We start from the raw sequence: 19,587 nt of genomic DNA, 5'->3' as shown, positions 1-19,587 counted from the left end.
CAGCCTCTTGAACAAGTTTTGACGCGGTTCTACGGTGGATCATCGTTAAGCCGAATGGAGCAGTCGTCACGGAGGCGGTCTCGATGGCGGACACCCGAAGGCTCCCCGGTCCCAACGCAGACCTGTGGGACTGGCAGATGCGCGGTTCGTGCCGGGGCATGGACAGCGCGTTCTTCTTCCACCCCGACGGTGAACGGGGCCCGGCGAGATCTCGCCGGGAAGCTCGCGCCAAGGCTGTCTGCCTCGCCTGCCCGGTGCTGGAGATGTGCCGCAAACACGCGCTGGCAGTGCAGGAACCGTATGGAATCTGGGGCGGGCTCTCGGAAGCGGAGCGCGACCACATCATCAAGGCACGAAAGCGACAATTGGCAATAGTCTGAACGACAAAACCGGGTCGGCACCATTCGTTTGGTGCCGACCCGGCTTTGTTTGACTCAAAACTGCGTGTTCACACCCGCGAGTTCGCGCCGGTCGTCCAGAGCAGCGGCAGAGAACTCAGTGGCCGTGCCCGTGGCCGTGGCCGTGGCCACCGGCGGAAGCGGGCTCGTCCGCCTTCTTCTCGACGATGGCGCTCTCGGTCGTGAGCACCATGCGCGCGATGGACGCGGCGTTCGCCACGGCGGAACGCGTGACCTTGACCGGGTCGATGATGCCCTGCTCGAGCAGGTCACCGAACTCCAGCGTGGCCGCGTTGATGCCGAAGCCCCACTCGCCCTCGCGGACCTTGTTCACCACGACGGCGCCTTCGAGGCCGGCGTTCGCGGCGATCCAGAACAGCGGCGCGGACAGGGCCTTCGCGACGAGCGCGACACCCGTGGCCTCGTCACCGGACAGGCCGAGGCCGCCGTCGAGCACCTTCGCGCCGTGCACGAGAGCGGAGCCACCGCCGGGGACGATGCCCTCCTCGACCGCTGCCTTGGTGGCGGCGACCGCATCCTCGATGCGGTGCTTGCGCTCCTTGAGCTCGGTCTCGGTGGCGGCGCCGACCTTGATCACGGCGATGCCGCCGGAGAGCTTCGCGAGGCGCTCCTGGAGCTTCTCGCGGTCCCAGTCGGAGTCCGTGGCCTCGATCTCGCGGCGCAGCTGCTCCGCGCGGCCGGCGATGTCGGCCTTGGTGCCGCCACCGTCGACGATCGTGGTGTCGTCCTTGGTCACGACGACGCGGCGGGCGGAACCCAGCTGCTCGAGCGTGGTCTCGGACAGCTTCAGGCCGATCTCCGAGGAGATCACCTCGCCGCCGGTGACGACCGCGAGGTCGTCGAGGAACGCCTTGCGGCGGTCACCGAAGAACGGCGCCTTCACGGCGACGACCTTCAGGGTCTTGCGCACCGCGTTGACCACCAGCGTGGACAGGGCCTCGCCCTCGACGTCCTCGGCGACGATCAGCAGCGGCTTGCCGGACTCCGCGACCTTCTCGAGGATCGGGAGTACGTCGGCCAGGGCCGAGATCTTCTCGCGGTGCAGCAGGATGCGGACGTCTTCGTAGACGGCCTCCTGCGCCTCGAGGTCGGTCGAGAAGTGCGTCGACACGTAGCCCTTGTCGAACTGCACGCCCTCGGTGATCACGAGCTCGGTCGCGAGCGTGGACGACTCCTCGACGGTGATGACACCGTCCTCGCCGACGCGCTCGATGGCCTCGCCGAGCAGGGCGCCGATGGACTCGTCACGCGACGAGACCGTGCCGACCTGCGCGATGTTCTCGCGGCCCTTGACCGGGGTGGCCTTGGCCTTGAGCGCGTCCACGACGGCGTCGGAGGCGGCCTGGATGCCACGGCCGAGCGCGGTCGGGTTCGCACCCGCGGCGATGTTGCGCAGGCCTTCCTTGACCAGCGCCTGCGCCAGCACGGTGGCGGTGGTGGTGCCGTCACCCGCGACGTCGTTGGTCTTGGTGGCGACCGACTTGGCGAGCTGAGCACCGAGGTTCTCGAACGGGTCGTCCAGCTCGATCTCGCGAGCGATGGTGACACCGTCGTTGGTGACCGTCGGGCCACCGAACTTCTTGTCGAGGACGACGTGGCGCCCGCGCGGGCCAAGGGTGACCTTGACCGTGTCCGCGAGCTTGTTCACGCCGCGCTCGAGCGCCCGACGAGCGTCCTCGTCGAAGCTGATCTGCTTGGGCATTTGACTCAAAGCCTCTCTGGGTAGCGAAACGCCCCGGACACCCCGGTTGGGGCGCCGGGGCGTCAGGCATGACAGCCGAGCGTCTTAGTTGACGACGGCCAGCACGTCGCGGGCGGAGAGGATCAAGTACTCCTCGCCGTTGTACTTGACCTCGGTGCCGCCGTACTTCGAGTAGATGACGACGTCGCCGACGGCCACGTCCAGCGGGACGCGGTTGCCCTTGTCGTCGATGCGGCCGGGGCCCACCGCGAGGACCTTGCCCTCCTGGGGCTTCTCCTTCGCGGTGTCCGGGATCACGAGGCCGGAGGCGGTCGTCGTCTCAGCCTCGGAGGCCTGGACGACGATCTTGTCCTCAAGCGGCTTGATGTTCACGCTCACCGGGATGACCTCCACGGGTCGTTGGCAGGTTCGTTTGTTTAACGGCTCCTGCCACCCCGCCGTCGCGGGGGTCGGGGCGGTGCTGGTGCCGTGCAATTGGCACTCTACCCATGAGAGTGCCAAGCCTTCAACGAGACCCCCGAACCGATCACCATCCGGGAGCCGTATTCAGGGCATGTCCTCGTTGACGCGCCGAACGCTGCTGCTCGCGGGCGTGGCCGGAGTCACAGCGTTCTCGGTCACCGCATCGGCCCGGCCGAGCGACCCTTTCACACTCGGCGTGGCCTCGGGCGACCCGGCACCCGACGGGGTGGTCCTGTGGACGCGGCTGGCCGTCGAACCGCTCGCGGAGGACGGCCTGGGAGGGATGCCGGCCCGTCCGATCGACGTGGCGTGGCAGGTCGCCGAGGACGAACGTTTCACCCGAATCGTGCAGCGCGGCTCCACCACGGCTCGACCGGAACAGGCGCACAGCGTCCACGTGGAACTCGTCGGGCTGGAGCCCGGCCGCGAGTACTTCTACCGCTTCAAGGCCCTCAACCACCTCTCGCGGACGGGCCGTACGCGCACGGCGCCCTCTCCTGGCTCGTTGCAGGTACCGCTGACGATGGCCTTCGCGTCGTGCGCGCAGTACGAGCACGGCTACTTCACGGCGTATCGCAGGCTCGCGGAGGACGAGCCCGACCTGGTGCTGCACCTCGGCGACTACACCTACGAGTACGAGAGCGGCATCCACGTCGCCCCGAGCGGCAACGTCCGGCACGTCGAGGGCCCGACCACCACGACGCTCGCGGGCTACCGGCGGCGGCAGGCGCAGTACAAGATCGACCCCGACCTGCAGCAGGCACACGCCGTGGCGCCCTGGACGGTGATCTGGGACGACCACGAGATCGACAACAACTGGGCGGGACTGCTGCCGGACAAGCCCCAGCCGAACTTCCCCGCGCGCAGGGCCGCGGCCATCCAGGCCTACTACGAGAACATGCCCCTGCGCAGGTCACCAAGGCTGTACCGGCGGATCGGCTGGGGGTCGCTCGCGACGTTCCACATGCTCGACACCCGCCAGTACCGGACCGACCAGGCCTGCGGCGACGGGCTGCAACTCTGCCCCGAACGGCTGGAACCGTCCCGCACGATGCTCGGCGCCGCGCAGGAGGACTGGCTGTTCGACGGCTTCCGCGGCTCACGGGCGCGCTGGGACGTGCTCGGGCAGCAGGTGTTCTTCTCGCAGTACGACTACATCCCCGGCGAGGTCGACAAGTTCCTGCTGGACGCGTGGGACGGCTACGTGGCCGACCGGGACCGGGTCGTGGCCGGGTTCGCGGACGTCCGGAACCCGATCGTGCTGACCGGGGACGTGCACGCGGCGTGGGGTGCGGAGGTCAAGGAACGCTGGAACGACCCGTCGTCGAAGACGCTCGCCACCGAACTCGTCACCACCTCGATCACGGCCGGTGGCGACGGCTCGGAGGAGTACGCCGAGACACCGCTGTGGCTGCGCGAGAACCCGCACGTGAAGTACTTCAACAACCGGCGCGGTTACACGCTCACCAGGTTCACGCCCGATGAGCTGCGCACGGACTTCCGCGGCCTCGACTACGTGACGATGCCCGGCTCTCCGGTCTCCACTAAGGCGTCGTTCGTGGTGGAGGACCGGGTACCGGGCCTCCACCACATCTGATCAGACGATCTGCACCGTGCCGACGGGCAGACCGGGCGTGGTCGAGAGGTCCATCGGGGACGGCTTGGCGCCCGCCGCGACCAGGTGGGCGCCGAGTGCGGCGATCATCGCGCCGTTGTCGGTGCACAGCCGTGGCCGCGGCACGCGCAGCTCGATGCCGGCCTCGGCGCAACGCTCGGCGGCGAGGCCGCTCAGGCGGGAGTTCGCCGCGACGCCACCGGAGATGACCAGCGTGCCGACGTCCAGGTCCTTCGCGGCACGGATCGCCTTGGCGGTCAGCACGTCCGCGACGGCCTCCTGGAACGACGCGGCGACGTCGGCCAGCGGGATCTCCTCGCCGGCGCGCTCGGCACGTTCGACCCAGCGGGCGACCGAGGTCTTCAGGCCGGAGAACGAGAAGTCGTACTTCGCGTCGCGCGGGCCGGTGAGGCCGCGCGGGAACGCGATCGCGCAGCCGTTGCCCTGCTTGGCGAGCTTGTCGATGGGCGGGCCGCCGGGGTACGGCAGGTCGAGCAGCCGCGCCACCTTGTCGTACGCCTCGCCGGCCGCGTCGTCCACGGTGGACCCGATCTCGGTGATCGAGTTCGCCAGGCCGCCCTCGATCAGCAGCAGCTGCGAGTGGCCGCCGGAGACCAGCAGCGCGAGACAGCGCTGTGGCAACGGGCCGTGCTGCAGCGTGTCCGCGGCCACGTGACCCGCGAGGTGGTTCACGCCGTAGAGCGGCTTGCCGAGCGCGGCCGCGTACGCCTTCGCGGCGGACACGCCGACCAGCAACGCGCCGGCCAGGCCCGGTCCGGCGGTGACGGCGATGGAGTGGATCTGGGAGAGCTCGACCTTCGCGGTGTCGAGCGCGCGGCGCATGGTCGGGACCAGCGCTTCGAGGTGGGCGCGGGAGGCGACCTCCGGCACGACGCCGCCGAAGCGGGCGTGCTCCTCGACGCTGGAGGCGACCTCGTCGGCGAGCAGTTCGAGCGAGCCGTCCGGACCGAGGCGGACGATCCCGAAGCCCGTCTCGTCGCACGAGCTCTCGATACCGAGGATCAGGCGATCAGACACTGTGAGCAGGCCTTCCCATCGTGTACGCGTCGGCACCCGACGGCTGGTAGTAGCGGCGGCGCAGGCCGAGGCGTTCGAAGCCGTGCGCCAGGTACAGGGCGATCGCGGGCTCGTTGTCCGTGCGGACCTCGAGGTAGACCGGCACGTTGATCTCGTCGACGCGCGCCAGCAGGTCCCTCAGCAGCGTCTTGCCGACACCCCTGCCCTGCCAGTGCCCGACGACGGCGATCGTGTGCACGCTGGCCTCGTACTCGCCGGCGGCGAGCCCGGCGTACCCGATCAGCTCGTCGTCGGCGTACGCGCCGATGTAGTAGTTGCCGTGGTCGAGCTCGCTGCGGAACGCGTTCTCGCTCCACGGGTCGTCACCGGGGAACAACGCCAGCTCGATCTCGTGGCACCTGGGCACGTCGGCGTGCCGCAGCGGCGCGAGCGTGACGGTGCCGGTGGTCATGCCCTGGTCACCCTCTTGCGCCCGGTGGGCTCGACGGCGTCGGGACGGCGCAGGTAGAGCGGGGTGAGCGCGGCCGGGCGGGCCTTGGCGAGCACCTCGGCGGCCGCGGCAGCGACCAGGCCCTCCGGGCTCGGGTGCTTCGCTTGGAGGAGCTCCAAGCCGAGGACGTCGGCGTAGATCTCGGCACCCTCACCCGTGGCCTGGTGCACGCCCAGCGCCGGCAGCTTCGCGGCGAGATCCTGCGGGCGCTCGACGTGCGGGCCGTCCGTACGGCGACCGGCGGCGTCGTAGGCGGCCCAGTAGACCTCCTTGCGCCGCGCGTCGGTCGCGACGAGCAGCGGGTGGCCGCTGGCGGCGTCCTTGGCGAGTGCGTCCGGGGTGGCGACCGGGTAGACCGGGCGGTTGAGCGCCTGGCCGAGCGCGGCGGCGGTGGCGAGACCGACCCGCAGGCCGGTGAACGGCCCAGGGCCGGCGCCGACGACGATCGCGTCGAGGTCCTGGAAGGTCTTCCCGGCTTCCGCGAGTGCGTCGGTGATGTGCGGGGTGAGCAGCTCGCCGTGCGCCTTGGCGTTGAGCGTCACCCGCTTCGCGAGCAGGCGCGGCGGGGAGTCGGGCACGAGTTCGACCACACCGGCGGTGACTGCGGGGGTGGCCGTGTCGACGGCGAGCACTAGCACGGTTGTCCAGAGTAGTACGAGGTCGTGTGGGTTATCCGGCCGAGTCGCCATTGCAGGCGACGTAGGGCTGGTCGACCGTGAAGATCTCCACCGGACGGATCCACTGCCACGGCGCGACACAGGCGTCGTCCAGCACGCTGATGTCCGAGCGACCGCCGGCATGGTTGTCGTTGCACGCGGCGTAACCGGAGGTGTGGCCCTCGTGCAGCAGCGAGAGCGGGCCGTTCCACTGCCACGGCGCGGCACAGAGGTCATGGTGGTCGTGCTGACCGGCGGAGACGGAAGCCGTGGCCGCGAGCATGACGCCACCGATGACAGCAGTCGCCAGAGCCGGCTTGTTGATCATGCGCGTCCCATCGGCCCGTCCCGGTCCGTCCTTAATGGACGTCATCCGATGCGCCGGACAACGTCACACAGGCAGGTTACGTGCGCCCCACTCGCCGTGCGGGATCAGCTGAGCCGTGCGAACGTCGTCGATTCCGCGTTCGAGGCGGATCAGCAGATGATCTTCGCTCAGGCGTTCCGCGACGCCCTCGCCCCACTCGACGGCGACCACGGCGTCGACGAGGTCCGTGTCCAGGTCGAGATCGTCCAGCTCGTCCAGGTGACCCCCGAGCCGGTACGCGTCGACGTGCACCAGCCGCACGCCCCTGCCGTCCTCGGCGGGCTCGTGCACGCGGGCGACGACGAACGTCGGCGAGGACACCCGGCCCTGCACGCCGAGGCCGCGCGCGAGCCCGCGGACCAGCGCCGTCTTGCCTGCTCCCAACGGCCCGGCGAGCAGCAGCAGGTCGCCCGCCCGCACCACTTCACCCAGCTTGCGGCCGAACTCCTCGGTGTCCTCCACCAGGGGCAGTTCGACGGTCTTCACGCTCGGCGCCACCACTTCTTCCGACTCTCTCCGCGATCGGCCGCGCAGCGTTCGACGAGCGCGACCAGGTGGTCGTTGACGAGATCAGCCTGCTCCATCATCACCATGTGCCCGGCACCGGGGGCCCGCACGAGGGTGGCGTGCGGCATCTCCTCGGCCATCCGCTCGGCGTGCGAGAACGGCGTGAGCTTGTCCGCGTCACCGCTCAGGATCAGCACCTCGCAGTGCCGCAGTCCGGCCAGTGCCTTGTAGCGGTCGTGCGTGCCGAGGGTCTCCAGGAACTCGGTGAGCACCTGCACCGTCGTCCCGTTGATCATCTGCTCCATCAGGTCCACAAGGGACGGTGCGACCTTCCGGTCGCCGAACGCCAGCGCGCGGATGCCGCTCCACGTCAGGGTCTTCGTGCCCTTGCGAACCCACTCCACGAACCCCGGCTGGATGCCCGCGAGCCGGCCGACGCCGAGCGTCACCGGGTTGTACCGCGACAGCACGGACTTCGGCAGTCCCGCGCCGCCCACGGCACCGGCGGCCGTGCCGACCAACGCGACACCGCGCACCCGTTCCTCGAAGAGCTCGGGATGCTTCTCGGCCAGCGCCATGATCGTCATGCCGCCCATGGAGTGGCCGACGAGCACCAGCGGGCCCTCCGGCACGACCGCGCGGAGCACCGAGTCGAGGTCGAGCGCGAGCTGGTCGATCGTGCTGTGCTCGGCGGAGGACTTCCCGGAACGGCCGTGGCCGCGCTGGTCGTAGAGCACCTGGTGGACGCGGGGGTCGATCAGCTCGGCGAGGTCGCGGCGCTGGAAGTGGAAGCAGCGGCGGTCCAGCGCGAACCCGTGCACCAGCACGACGGTGATGTCCGGCTCTCCGCCGTCCGCCGGGTCGACCTCCTCGACGGAGATCGGCACGCCGTCCTCGGCGGCCACCGTCGACTCGCGATCGGGCCTCAGCCGGCCCAACGGCTCGTCAGCGAGGCTGTCGGTCGCGGTCTTGCGCTCGTGCGAGACCTTCGCGGTCTGCGCCACGGCCGCACCGGCGACGGCGGCACCGAGCGCGCCACCGACCCATCCGACGACCTTCCACACCGGCTTCACGTGTAGATCCTCCGCACCCGCGGCCGGTACATCCCGCAGACGATCTCGTAGTCGATCGTCCCGGTCAGCTCCGCCCACTCCGTCGCCGTCGGCTCCCCCCGGCGCCCGTCGCCGAACAGGACGACCTCGGCACCCTCCGCGATCTCGTCGTCCCCGCAGTCCACGACGATCTGGTCCATGCAGACACGGCCGACCACCGGGCGGCGCCTCCCGGAAAGGAGCACCTCCATCCGGCCGGAGAGCGCCCTCGGGACACCGTCCGCATACCCCGCCGGCACCAGTGCCAGCGTCGTGTCGGTCGTCGCTGTCCATGTCATCCCGTAGGAGACCGACTCGCCTGCGGGGATACGTTTCGTGAGCGCCACGTGCGACCGGAAGCTCATGACCGGCCTGAGGTCGTGATCGGTCGGCACCGGGTTCAGCCCGTAGATCGCGATGCCGGGCCTGACGATGTCGAAGTGCAGATCGGGCCTGGTCAGCAGGGCCGCCGAGTTGGCGATGTGCCGTTTCGGGTCGAGACCGGCGGCCTTCGCGACCTCGTAGGCGTCGTCGAACCGCTTGGCCTGCAGGTCGACGGACGGGTCGCCGATCTCGTCCGCGGACGCGAGGTGCGACCAGATGGCCACGACCTCGTGTCGCTTCGCGGCCTCGACGAGCTCGGGCCAGTCCTGGGGCTGGCAGCCGTTGCGGCTCAGCCCGGTGTCGATCTTGAGGTGGAGCCGCGGCCGTGCGTCGGCCTCCAGCGCGGCCTGCTCGACGCGGCGCAGGTCGGACAGCGACGCCACGGACATGTCCACGTCGGCCGCGAGACCGGCCGCCAGGTCCTCGTCCGGGGCGTCGAGCCAGGCCAGGATCGGGGCCTGGATGCCCGCCGCCCGCAACGCGAGGGCTTCCTGCGTCGAGCACGAACCGAGCCAGGTGGCGCCGGCTTCGAGGGCGGCACGGGCGACCTGCACCGCGCCGTGGCCGTAGCCGTCCGCCTTGACGACCGCCATCGTCTCGGAGGCAGGGGCCAGACCGGCGAGCAGGGCGACGTTGTGCCGCAGCGCGCCTAGGTCGACGACAACTTCTGAACGGGCCATAACCCGTTCATCGTGCCATGAGCACGCAGCTCAAGAGTGTGAGCGAGCGCTCACGCAGGGGTCCCCTCCAGGGGGTCCCCTGACTTAATTCTCCCAGACGGCACCGACAAGATCGTCCGGAGCGCGTCCGGGATCGCCTTCAGCAGCCCCGACGCGGGCACCGGAGCACCGCTCGCGCCCAGTTCGGCGGCCAGCACGTGCGCGTACGCCGCGTAGCCCGCCGCCAGGAACGGGTCCACGCCACCGGCCAGCAGCGCGCCGATGATGCCGGACAGGACGTCGCCCGATCCGGCCGTCGCCGGCCAGGACGACGTCGCCGAGTTGACCAGCGCCCGTCCGTCCGGCGCCGCCACGACGGTCCGATGGCCTTTGAGCAGCACCACGGCGTTGAACCGCTGCGCGGCTTTGCGAGCCGCCGCGACGCGGTCCGCGCCGACCGGGCCGGCCAGGCGTTCGAACTCGCGGTCGTGCGGGGTCAGCACGAGGGCGGCGTCGGGGTCGCGGGCGTCCCAGAGCGACGGGGTCGAGGCGAGCAGCGTGATGGCGTCCGCGTCGGCGATCACCGGCACACCGGCGTTCAGCACGAAGCGCAGGACCCCCGCGGACGAACTGCCGGTGCCCATGCCGGGGCCGACGACCCAGGCCTGGACGCGGCCGGCGTCGGTGATCGAGCCGGTGCAGATCGTCTCGGGCCAGCGGGCGCGGATGGCGTCGGCGGCCGGACCGGCGTAGCGGACCATGCCCGACGTCGCGAGCACGGCGGCGCCGGTCGAGAGCACCGCGGCGCCGGGATAGGTGGTGCTGCCGGCCGCCACTCCCGTGACGCCCTGGGTGTACTTGTCGTCGGACGGGCCCGGCACCGGCCAGGCGATGTCCGCGCGGTCGAGCAGCACGAAGTCGGGGTCCACCGGCCGCAGACCGATGTCCACCAGGTGCACGTCACCGCAGTCGGCCAGCGCGTGCACCGGCTTCAGGCAACCGAACGTGACGGTGGTGTGCGCCTGCACGTGCGGGCCGGAGATCTCGCCGGTGTCCGGGCCAATGCCGGACGGCAGGTCCACCGCGAGGATCGGGACCTTCACGCTCTCGACCAGAGCGGCGGCTGCCGGGCGCAACGGGCCGCGCGCGGACAGGCCGACGATGCCGTCGATCACGAGATCAGGGCTGCCGACCTCGGAGACGATCCGGCCACCGGCGCGACGGAAGGCGGTGAGGCCTTCGGCGTGGGCCTTGGCCGGGTCGAGCAACACTGCGGACACGGCGACTCCCCTGCGGCGCAGGAAGTAACCGGCCCACAGGGCGTCGCCGCCGTTGTTGCCCGCACCGACGAGCAACGTGACGCGGCGACGTCCGGACAGAAGCCTGAGGGCGTGGGTGGCCACACCGAACGCGGCCTTGCGCATCAAGGAGCCCGGCGGGACGACCGCCATGAGCTCCTCTTCAGCGGCCTTGACGCGTTCGGTGTGCCAGACGCCTCTCACTCACTCGACGGTAACGGACTTCGCCAGGTTGCGAGGCTTGTCGACGTCGTAGCCGCGGCTCTTCGCGATCTCCGCCGCGAGGATCTGCAGCGGCACGGTCGAGATGAGCGGCTGCAGCAGCGTCGGGACGGCCGGGATCTCGATCAGGTGGTCCGCGAACGGGCGCACCGTCTCGTCGCCCTCCTCCGCGATCACGATCGTGCGGGCGCCGCGGGCCTGGATCTCGCTGATGTTCGACACCAGCTTCGAGTGCAGGACGGCACGGCCCTTCGGCGACGGCATGACCACGACGACCGGGAGGTTCTCCTCGATCAGCGCGATCGGGCCGTGCTTGAGCTCGCCGGCCGCGAAGCCCTCGGCGTGCATGTAGGCGAGCTCCTTGAGCTTGAGCGCGCCTTCCAGTGCCACCGGGTAGCCGACGTGGCGGCCGAGGAACAGCACCGCCTTCGAGTCGGCGAGCTCACGGCCGAGCGCACGGACCTGCTCGGTCGTGCCGAGCACGCGCCGCACGGCCTCGGGCATGGCCTCCAGCTCGTGGAACTCGCGGGCGACCTCGTCCGGGTACTTGGTGCCGCGGGCCTGCGCCAGGGCCAGGCCCACCAGGTAGTTCGCGGCGATCTGGGCGAGGAACGCCTTCGTCGACGCGACACCGATCTCCGGACCGGCGTGCGTGTAGAGGACGGCGTCGGACTCGCGCGGGATCTGCGCGCCGTTGGTGTTGCAGACGGCCAGGACGCGGGCCTTCTGCGCGCGTGCGTGGCGCACGGCTTCCAGCGTGTCCGCGGTCTCGCCGGACTGCGAGACGGCGACGACGAGCGTGTCGCGGTCGAGCACCGGGTCGCGGTAGCGGAACTCGGAGGCCAGCTCGACCTCGACGGGCAGGCGGGTCCAGTGCTCGATCGCGTACTTCGCGACGAGACCGGAGTGGTACGCGCTGCCGCAGGCGATGACGAAGACCTTGTCGACGTCACGCAGGTCCTGGTCGGAGAGGCGCTGCTCGTCGAGGACGATCCGGCCGTTCGCGAAGTGGCCGCGCAGCGTGTTCGCCAGCGCCTCCGGCTGCTCCTCGATCTCCTTGAGCATGAAGTACTCGTGGCCGCCCTTCTCGGCGGCGCTGAGGTCCCAGTTGACCGTGAACGGCTTGGCCTGCGCGACCTCGCCGTCGAAGTCGGTGACCTCGTAACCGTCGCGGGTCAGCACGACCATCTGGTCCTGACCCAGCTCGACGGCTTCCTTGGTGTGCGCGATGAACGCGGCCACGTCGCTCGCGACGAAGTACTCGTTCTCGCCGACGCCGACGACCAGCGGCGAGTTGCGGCGCGCGGCGACGACCTGGTCGGGCTCGTCGGCGTGCGTGATCACGAGCGTGAACGCGCCCTCGAGCCGGCGGGCGATCTTGCGCACGCTGGCAGGCAGGTCACCCTTCGTGTCGCCCTCGGCGTAGGCGAACGCCACGAGGTGCGCGACCGTCTCGGTGTCGGTGTCGGACGCCATCTCGACGCCGAGGCCTTCGAGTTCGGCGCGCAGCGCGAGGAAGTTCTCGATGATGCCGTTGTGCACCACGGCGACGCGGTTCGTGGCGTCGCGGTGCGGGTGCGAGTTCTTGTCGATCGGCGCGCCGTGCGTCGCCCACCGGGTGTGGCCCATGCCGACGGTGCCCACGAAGTTCTCGCGGCCCACCTCGTCGAGCCTCGTCTCCAGGTTCTGCAGCCGTCCGGCCTTGCGTTCGACGGCGAGGTCGTCGCCTGTCACGACCGCGACGCCCGCTGAGTCGTAACCCCGGTATTCGAGGCGCCTCAACCCGTCCAGCACGACGTCGAGCGCCGACTGGTGACCCACGTATCCCACGATTCCGCACACGGGAAACAGACTAGCTAGACCACGCTGCTAACCCTAATGAGTGAGAGTGCTCTGTTTGCGCTGGTCAAACGCACGTATGGTGTAGACCAATCTCGGGTGTGGTGCGGACGACAGGATCGACTACGGTTCACGGCATGGCTCGCCGCGTGATCACGCTGACCGCGAAACAGGCCCTCGAGCAGCTCAGCAGGCCCGGCCCGCACCCCGTGCTGCGCGGCGACCTAGCGCTCGTCGGCCTGCCGGGCGTGATCTTCGCGCCGCAGTCCGGCCTCGGTCTGCCCGCCGTCGCGTTCGGACACGGCTGGATGCAGCCTGTACGGCGCTACCACGGCCTTTTGCGGCACCTGGCGTCCTGGGGCGTGGTCGCCGCGGCACCGGCCGTGGAACGCGGGCTGCTGCTGTCGTCACGAGTGCTGGCGGCGAACCTGCTGACCACATTGGACATCTGCACCGGCGTGCGACTCGGCACCGGGGAGATCAGCGTCGACCCGGCCCGGCTCGCGCTGGCCGGACACTCGATGGGCGGCGGCGCGGCCGTGCTGGCAGCGTCCACCGCGGACCGCGTCCGCGCCGTTGTGACTTTGGCCGCAACGGAGACGCGTCCCTCGGCACTGGACGCGGCCCGCGACGTACGCGCGCCCGGCCTGCACCTCGCGGCGGGCGAGGACCGCATCGCACCACCGGTCGGCCACGCCGAGGCGATCGCGTCCGCGTGGGGCGGCCCCGTGCAACTGCGGCTGCTGCCCAAGGCCTCGCACCTCGGCTTCACCGAGGGCAGGCATTGGAGCGATCTCATGCTGGACGGCAGTGCGGAACGCGGATCGCACAAGCTCGGCCGCGCGTTCGTCACCGCGTTCCTGCTGCGCGTGCTGACCGGCGAGCGCACGTACGACGAACTGCTGGACAGTGACCTGAAGAACGCGAACCTGGCCTTCCAGCGGGAAGCCCTGCGCAGCCGCTAGGTTGCTCGGCGTGATGCCGAATCAGGGCTGGCAGCAGCAACAGCCGCAGCAGCAGTGGGGTCCACCGCCACCGAAGCGCGGGAACTTCGCGATGGCGATCATCGCGGCGGTAGGCGCAGGTGGAGTCGCCGTGTACTGGGCGGTCCTCGGGGTCATGAGGATCATCATCAAGCGCCCGCACGAGTCGGAACCGGACGTCGTCGCGAGGCTGCTGGCGACGACCGGCGGCAACGGCGACCTGCTGGTCCCGTTGAGCATCGCCGACATGGTGCTCAAGCTGCTCACGGCGGCGGTGCTGATCTTCGGCGCGTTGCTGATCGTCCTGCGCAAGATGCCCGGCGCGTTCCTCGTCGCCGGTGCGGTCCTGCTGGGCCTGCTCGCCGCCGGATGCCACTTCTTCTACTACGACCAGCTCGGTTGGAGCGGCACCAGCGACACCTACGTCGCGGCCGGGTTGACCTTGGTCGTCGGGGCCCTCGCGATCCTGCCGCCCGTGACCAACGCCCTGAAGCCCGCCGCCGGCCATCCGCAGGGCGGGTTCCCGCAGCAGGCGCCGCCGCCCGGCTACGGACAGCCCCAGCAGCCGCCTCCCGGCTACGGCCCGCCGCAGGGTCCGCCGCCACCGGGCTACGGCCCGCCGCGCTGATCTCGGGCTCCGCATGAAGCCCTGGAGACCGGTCAGCTCAGCCAGGTCTGGCCGCTCAGGTCGTCATCGTCGTCCACCGGCGCCGCACGCCGCGGGCGGGCCGGCGGAGGCGGTGGCGCGACCGGGGCGGGAGCCACGGGCGGAGGCGGCGGAGTGGCCGCCTGGGGTGCCGGTGCGTAGCCGTCGTCGTCCTCCGGCCCGAACGCCATCTCGCCCGTGCCGCGCTCGGGGCGTTCCCACTGCGGCTTGCGCGGTTGCTGCTTCTCGCCCTGCTTGACGAGGTTCTCGGCGCTCTCGCGGGCCTCGGTGAGGTCGCGCTTGTGCTTGTCCTCGCGCGCCGCGATGTCGGCGGCGACCTTGTCCTGGCCCGCCTTGAGCTCGGCCGAGACCTCGGCGGTGGCGCGGCGGGTCTTGGCCAGGTTGTCGTCGTACAGTGCCTGGACGCGCGGGTCCACTTCCCCGATCATCGCCATGGGTTGGCGGCCTCTCCTCGGTCTTCGCCCAGCGTGGTCTGCATGGCGCTCAACGGGTTGCTGTTGTCGTCGTCGAACAACGTGCCCGTGGTGCGCCACTGGCTGGCCCCGCGCTCGGAGTCGCCGCCCTGCTGGCCGCCTGCTCCGGCGCCGGCCATGCCGCCGCCCATCATGCCGCCGCCACCCATCATGCCGCCGGAGGCGGCACCGCTCGGCGCCTGACCGCCGGCGTCCTGCATGGACGGCAGGTTCGCCGCGCCCGGCTGGCCCGCTTCGGAGGGGTTCGTGTTGAACGAGCCGCCGTTGCTGTCGCTCGAGTTCGGGCTGCTCCACGCGCTGTCGGCGTTCGAACTGCCGAGCACGGACTCGCTGCCGCCGCCGGTGAACGAGACGCCGGAGGTCGTCGTGCTGTCCGCTGCCTGGGCGAACTGCGGGTTCTCCGCGGAGATCCTGGGCTCACCGAGACTCGGCATGATGCCGTTGTCCTCGATGTAGCTGCGGGCCATCGAGTCCTGGAAGCGCTCGGCCACGTTCGGCGCGGCCTCCCCCGGCGAGCTCCAGACCTGCTCACCGGCGGGCGCCGGCATCGGCTGGAAGTCGGCATCGGCCGGCAGCGTCGTGACGGGCTCCGGGAAGTCGGCCTCCGGGGTGCGCAGGCCGTCCTCGAGCCTGGCGCCGTCGGAGCCGCCCCCGCCGGGACCGGACTCGGATCCAGGAGTCTGCGCGGCGGGGTTCTCGTCCTCGCCGAAGCTCACGCCGATCTTGTCGGGCGTGCCGTCGCCGTCGTCCGCGGTCAGGTTGATCTCGCCGGTGTCGGCGTTGACCTCGGCGGTGAAGTTGACGCCGTCCTGCTCGATGTGGATCTTGCCGTCCTCGCCTACCTCGACGGGGATGGGGTTCGACTCCGAACCGAGCGGGCCCTCACCAGGGGCCATGCCACCGGGTGCCGGGGTGCCACCGGCCATGGGGGCGCCACCGGCGGCGGGAGCCTGCGCGCCCGCAGCCGGGTTCGAGGCGGTGAGCTGGTTGGCCATGTTGGTGATGGCCTGCGTGCCGTTCTGCCCCATCAGGGCCTTGGCGGCCTCGGGGTTCTTGCTGAAGTCCAGGTCGTAGGTCTTCGGCTCGCCCTTCGGCGTGTCGATCGTCATCTTCACGTGCCCGTTCGAGTCGGGCTCCGTGACCTTGATCGTGTTGTCGCCGGCCGTGACCGTGACGGTCTCGAGCTCTTCCTCGGGCTTCGGCTGGTCGGGCTTGCCGTCACCGTCGAGGTCGTCGGGCTTGCCGTCGCCGTCGGTGTCACCGGGGACGTCCGGCTTGCCGTCACCGTCCTTGTCGAGCGGGTTCTCCGGCTTCGGGATCTCCGGCGTGCCACCGCCGCCACCACTCGGACCGCCGCCACCACTCGGGCTGCCGCCGCCGCCACCGCCGCCGTTGTCGACGGGCTTGCGGCCGCCGCCCTGCTCGGTGAACGGGGGCGGGTCGCCGACCTTCCCGAACGGGTCGTTGCCGAACGCCGCCTCGAGGCCCTTGAACATCGCGTCGTAGTCGCTCTGGACACCGGTATGCACGGCCTGGCAGTAGCCGTCGAACGCCTTCTTCTTGCCGTCGAACTCCTCGCAGAGCGCCTTCAGCTTCTGCTTGGCGTTGTTGATGATGTTGTCGCGGGTGCTGGAGATCCAGCCGCCCCAGCCCAGGCCCGCGAGCAGACCCAGCGGACCGCCACAGATCGCACCGGTCACGGCGCCGAAGAGCTTGTCCGGCACGCCGACGAGCCAGTCGAGGACACCGCCGTCGTTCTCGAAGAGGTCGCCGTTCGCGTGGCGGATCGCGGTCTCGGCCTCCTCGACCGTCAGACCGCCGCACTTCTCCGAGTACTGGTCGTGGATCTGCTGCGCGAAGTCCTTGACGTGCTTCTGCATGGTGGTCACGCCGCCGGTGATCACACCGGGGGCCGTGCCCGCCTGCTGCACGAACGTCTTCGAGGTGCCGGCGAACTTGGTCTGGTAGCCGCGTGCGGCCTCCGCCGCCGGACCCTCCCAGGAGCCGAGCCCGTTCCAGGCGGTGCCCAGCGCGTTGTCGTGCGCCTCCGCCTTCTTGACGTTCTCGGTGAGCTTGTGCGCGTCCTCGCGGAACTTCGCGAAGTCGATGTCGCGGACCTCGTCGTACTTGCGGTAGATGTCGCCCTGCAGGTTCGGCGCGGCACCCTGGTGACCGCAGGCCTGCGCGGCCTTGGCGTAGACCGGGATGAACTTCTCGAAGAACCGCAGACCGGGGGCGCCGGCGTCGAGCAGCGTGTTGCTGTTCGGAACGTCACCCTGCTCGTTCAGGACCTTCTGGGTAGCACCGAGCTCGCGCTCCTCGCCCGCCTTCTTGACGAGCTTGTCCGCGTCCTCGCCCTCCATCGTGAAGGCGCCGTGCTCGATCTCCTTGCGGACGTTGTTGGACGCGCTGAAGCCCAGCGTCAACGGCGCGAGCACCGCGCCCACCACGTGATCGCCCACGCTCGGGTCGTCCGGGACGTCCACCCCGTTCGCCTTGCCGTAGCGCTCGACCTCTTCCTGGGGAGCGCCGGCGCCGGCGAGGGCGCGCACGAGTTGCTTCTTGGTCTCCGGCGTGACGTTCGGGTCGTCGAGGAGCTTCTTGATCTCGGTCTGATCCGCCACGACTCGTTACCCCTTGTACTGGCTCGAGGTCTGCGCCTCGTTCGACTCGTACGTCTTGGCGACGTCCTTCAGGCGCGTGGCGATGCCGGTCGCCTCTTTGCCGAACTTCTCCAGGCTCGTACCGAACTTGTCGAAGAACGTCTTGTACGTCGGGGCGACGGCCTGGAACTTGCGGCCGACCTGCCCGGCGGCCACGCCTGGTACGACCGAGGGCTTCATCTGGATCAGTGCCGATCCCTCTGCCTCGTACGTCCCCGCCGTCTTGGTCAAATCGCCGGACTGTACGCCGAACCCGGACATTCGCTCGCCTCCCCTTGTCCCCGATCTGACGCAGTTCGGTCTCATCGGGTTCCGCCATACAGTGCCAGCTCGGATCACCCGGTGACCGGAGCTCCGTGATGTCGGTTGCCTTAGTAAACAGCCATCCGGCGCAAGGCGCTGATGATCACCGCTGATCGAGTGGCGGCGCCGGTCACCACCCGTTCGGCGGGGGCGGACCCTGCTGCGGATGGGGCTGCTGCGGATACCCCTGGGGCGGGTAGAGCTGCTGCGGATGTCCGTGACCGGGCGGGAACGGGGGCTGGGCGACGGGTTTGCGCTTCGATGTCACGACAACGACGACGATGACCGCTGTCACACCTCCCAGCAGCACCAGGAGTACGAGCAACATCAACATGGTCATCCCCATCCCCAGCCCCCTCTGTCCTCAGTGCACCGAGGAAACCACACCGGCCAGGCGCTGCGCGGCGGACTGGGCCTGTTCGTGGCTGGTGGCCTCGACCATCACCCGCACGAGCTGCTCGGTGCCGGACGGGCGCAGCAGCACGCGGCCGGTGTCGCCGAGCTCGGCCTCGACGGCTGCGACGGCCTCGCTGACCGACGAGGCCTTGGCGACGGCCGCCTTGTCGGTGACCTTCACGTTGATCAGGACCTGGGGGAGGCGGCGCATCACCGAGGCGAGGTCGGCGAGCGACTTGCCGGTCTCGGCCATGCGGGCCATCAGGCGCAGCGCGGTGAGCAGGCCGTCGCCGGTGGTGGCGTGCGCGGGCAGCACGACGTGGCCCGACTGCTCGCCGCCTAGCGAGTAGCCGCCGGCCTTGAGGTCCTGCAGTACGTAGCGGTCGCCGACCGCGGTGGTGCGCAGGCGGATCGACGACTCGCGCATGGCGATGTGCAGGCCGAGGTTGCTCATCACGGTCGCGACGAGCGTGTCCTCGAACAGCTCGCCCGCGTCGCGCATGGCGAGCGCGAGGACCGCGAGGATCTGGTCGCCGTCGACCGGGTTGCCCTCGGCGTCCACGGCGAGGCAGCGGTCGGCGTCACCGTCGTGCGCGATGCCGAGGTCGGCACCGTGCTCGCGGACCGCGGCGGCGACGACGTCGATGTGGGTGGAACCGCAGCCGTCGTTGATGTTGAGGCCGTCCGGGTTCGCGTTGATCGCGATCACCTCGGCCCCGGCGCGGCGGTACGCGTCCGGTGCGGCCACCGACGCGGCACCGTTCGCGCAGTCCACCACGACCTTGAGGCCGTCGAGGCGGTGCGGTGTGACCTTGATCAGGTGCTCGACGTACTGGATCTCGGCGTCGGGAACGTCGCGCACGCGGCCGATCGCGGCACCGGTGGGACGGTCGAAACCGGTGCCCATGTGCTGCTCGATCTCGTCCTCGACCGAGTCGGGCAGCTTGTGGCCACCGGCGGCGAAGAGCTTGATCCCGTTGTCCGGCATCGCGTTGTGCGACGCGGAGATCATCACGCCGATGTCGGCGCCGAGCGCGGCGACCAGGTACGCGACGGCGGGCGTGGGCAGGGCGCCGACGCGCAGCACGTCCGCACCGGCCGAGGTCAGACCGGCGGTGACGGCGGCGTCGAGCATCTCGCTGCTCGCCCTGGGATCGCGGCCGACGACGGCGACCGGGCGGTGGGAGCGGTCGTGCTCGGCGAGCACCCTTGCCGCCGCGGCGGCGACGGACATCGCGAGCTCGGGGGTGAGATCGGCGTTGGCGAGACCGCGTACACCGTCGGTGCCGAACAGGCGGGCCATGAATCCTCCGAATTGGACACTGCGAGGCGGCGGGAAAGGACCCGGAAAAC

General features: G+C 70.4%; 20 protein-coding genes. 4 read left to right on the top strand and 16 right to left on the bottom strand.

Going from position 1 to position 19,587, the window contains the following annotated elements; genetic code table 11:
- The first annotated feature begins 83 nt into the window (after window positions 1-83).
- Window positions 84-380 carry a WhiB family transcriptional regulator gene (locus tag BLR21_RS08045; RefSeq protein WP_090005197.1) on the top strand — a complete coding sequence of 99 codons (297 nt, stop codon included), beginning with the start codon at window positions 84-86 and terminating at the stop codon, window positions 378-380.
- Window positions 381-495: 115 nt separating this feature from the next.
- Here BLR21_RS08045 and groL read toward each other — a convergent pair whose 3' ends face one another.
- On the bottom strand, window positions 496-2,121 hold the full coding sequence (groL, locus tag BLR21_RS08040) for a chaperonin GroEL (protein WP_090005195.1): 1,626 nt from the start codon (window positions 2,119-2,121) through the stop codon (window positions 496-498).
- A gap of 84 nt (window positions 2,122-2,205) precedes the next feature.
- Window positions 2,206-2,499 (bottom strand): co-chaperone GroES, encoded by a 294-nt coding sequence (groES, locus tag BLR21_RS08035; RefSeq protein ID WP_030478362.1) that lies wholly within the window; start codon window positions 2,497-2,499, stop codon window positions 2,206-2,208.
- A 175-nt stretch (window positions 2,500-2,674) separates the two neighbouring features.
- Here groES and BLR21_RS08030 point away from each other — a divergent pair, with 175 nt between their 5' ends.
- Entirely contained in the window at window positions 2,675-4,180 is a 1,506-nt protein-coding gene (locus BLR21_RS08030) for an alkaline phosphatase D family protein (RefSeq protein ID WP_090005194.1), read from the top strand.
- On the opposite strand, the gene tsaD is transcribed toward BLR21_RS08030, so the two are convergent.
- From tsaD to glmS, 9 genes are all read right to left on the bottom strand, one after another.
- Entirely contained in the window at window positions 4,181-5,236 is a 1,056-nt protein-coding gene (gene tsaD / locus BLR21_RS08025) for a tRNA (adenosine(37)-N6)-threonylcarbamoyltransferase complex transferase subunit TsaD (protein ID WP_090005192.1), read from the bottom strand.
- Entirely contained in the window at window positions 5,229-5,687 is a 459-nt protein-coding gene (gene rimI / locus BLR21_RS08020) for a ribosomal protein S18-alanine N-acetyltransferase (protein WP_090005189.1), read from the bottom strand. The genes tsaD and rimI overlap by 8 nt, the downstream gene beginning before the upstream one ends.
- Window positions 5,684-6,364, bottom strand: coding sequence for a tRNA (adenosine(37)-N6)-threonylcarbamoyltransferase complex dimerization subunit type 1 TsaB (gene tsaB, locus BLR21_RS08015; protein ID WP_090005188.1), 681 nt, complete (start codon window positions 6,362-6,364; stop codon window positions 5,684-5,686). The genes rimI and tsaB overlap by 4 nt, the downstream gene beginning before the upstream one ends.
- A 31-nt stretch (window positions 6,365-6,395) precedes the next feature.
- A complete protein-coding gene (locus BLR21_RS08010; RefSeq protein WP_090005186.1) occupies window positions 6,396-6,710 on the bottom strand; it encodes a hypothetical protein in 315 nt (104 codons plus the stop codon).
- Between the two features lie 63 nt (window positions 6,711-6,773).
- Window positions 6,774-7,235 (bottom strand): tRNA (adenosine(37)-N6)-threonylcarbamoyltransferase complex ATPase subunit type 1 TsaE, encoded by a 462-nt coding sequence (tsaE, locus tag BLR21_RS08005; RefSeq protein WP_036015380.1) that lies wholly within the window; start codon window positions 7,233-7,235, stop codon window positions 6,774-6,776.
- Window positions 7,232-8,329, bottom strand: coding sequence for an alpha/beta fold hydrolase (locus BLR21_RS08000; RefSeq protein WP_176929534.1), 1,098 nt, complete (start codon window positions 8,327-8,329; stop codon window positions 7,232-7,234). The genes tsaE and BLR21_RS08000 overlap by 4 nt, the downstream gene beginning before the upstream one ends.
- Window positions 8,326-9,411 carry an alanine racemase gene (gene alr, locus BLR21_RS07995; RefSeq protein WP_090005182.1) on the bottom strand — a complete coding sequence of 362 codons (1,086 nt, stop codon included), beginning with the start codon at window positions 9,409-9,411 and terminating at the stop codon, window positions 8,326-8,328. Before alr ends, BLR21_RS08000 begins: the two co-directional genes overlap by 4 nt.
- A gap of 50 nt (window positions 9,412-9,461) precedes the next feature.
- On the bottom strand, window positions 9,462-10,892 hold the full coding sequence (locus tag BLR21_RS07990) for an NAD(P)H-hydrate dehydratase (protein WP_090005181.1): 1,431 nt from the start codon (window positions 10,890-10,892) through the stop codon (window positions 9,462-9,464).
- Complete coding sequence (gene glmS, locus BLR21_RS07985; RefSeq protein WP_090005179.1) at window positions 10,893-12,752, bottom strand: glutamine--fructose-6-phosphate transaminase (isomerizing); 1,860 nt, start codon at window positions 12,750-12,752, stop codon at window positions 10,893-10,895. It abuts the gene before it with no gap.
- A 134-nt stretch (window positions 12,753-12,886) separates the two neighbouring features.
- Here glmS and BLR21_RS07980 point away from each other — a divergent pair, with 134 nt between their 5' ends.
- Entirely contained in the window at window positions 12,887-13,714 is an 828-nt protein-coding gene (locus BLR21_RS07980) for a dienelactone hydrolase family protein (protein WP_090005177.1), read from the top strand.
- A gap of 10 nt (window positions 13,715-13,724) precedes the next feature.
- Window positions 13,725-14,360, top strand: coding sequence for a hypothetical protein (locus BLR21_RS07975; RefSeq protein ID WP_143027652.1), 636 nt, complete (start codon window positions 13,725-13,727; stop codon window positions 14,358-14,360).
- 32 nt (window positions 14,361-14,392) lie between these two features.
- On the opposite strand, the gene BLR21_RS07970 is transcribed toward BLR21_RS07975, so the two are convergent.
- The 5 genes from BLR21_RS07970 to glmM form a co-directional block, all read right to left on the bottom strand.
- A complete protein-coding gene (locus tag BLR21_RS07970) occupies window positions 14,393-14,833 on the bottom strand; it encodes a hypothetical protein (protein WP_090005172.1) in 441 nt (146 codons plus the stop codon).
- Window positions 14,824-17,496, bottom strand: a complete 2,673-nt coding sequence (locus BLR21_RS44380; RefSeq protein ID WP_090005171.1) for a hypothetical protein — start codon at window positions 17,494-17,496, stop codon at window positions 14,824-14,826. The genes BLR21_RS07970 and BLR21_RS44380 overlap by 10 nt, the downstream gene beginning before the upstream one ends.
- 6 nt (window positions 17,497-17,502) lie before the next feature.
- On the bottom strand, window positions 17,503-17,766 hold the full coding sequence (locus tag BLR21_RS07960) for a hypothetical protein (protein WP_143027651.1): 264 nt from the start codon (window positions 17,764-17,766) through the stop codon (window positions 17,503-17,505).
- Between the two features lie 202 nt (window positions 17,767-17,968).
- Window positions 17,969-18,166 carry a hypothetical protein gene (locus tag BLR21_RS07955; protein ID WP_143027650.1) on the bottom strand — a complete coding sequence of 66 codons (198 nt, stop codon included), beginning with the start codon at window positions 18,164-18,166 and terminating at the stop codon, window positions 17,969-17,971.
- Between the two features lie 36 nt (window positions 18,167-18,202).
- A complete protein-coding gene (gene glmM, locus BLR21_RS07950; RefSeq protein ID WP_090005165.1) occupies window positions 18,203-19,537 on the bottom strand; it encodes a phosphoglucosamine mutase in 1,335 nt (444 codons plus the stop codon).
- Between the last annotated feature and the right edge of the window lie 50 nt (window positions 19,538-19,587).

It is taken from the genome of Lentzea albidocapillata subsp. violacea (assembly GCF_900100275.1).
In the GTDB taxonomy this organism is placed as follows: Bacteria; Actinomycetota; Actinomycetes; order Mycobacteriales; family Pseudonocardiaceae; genus Lentzea; species Lentzea violacea.
This window is presented reverse-complemented; position numbering and strand designations above follow the sequence as displayed.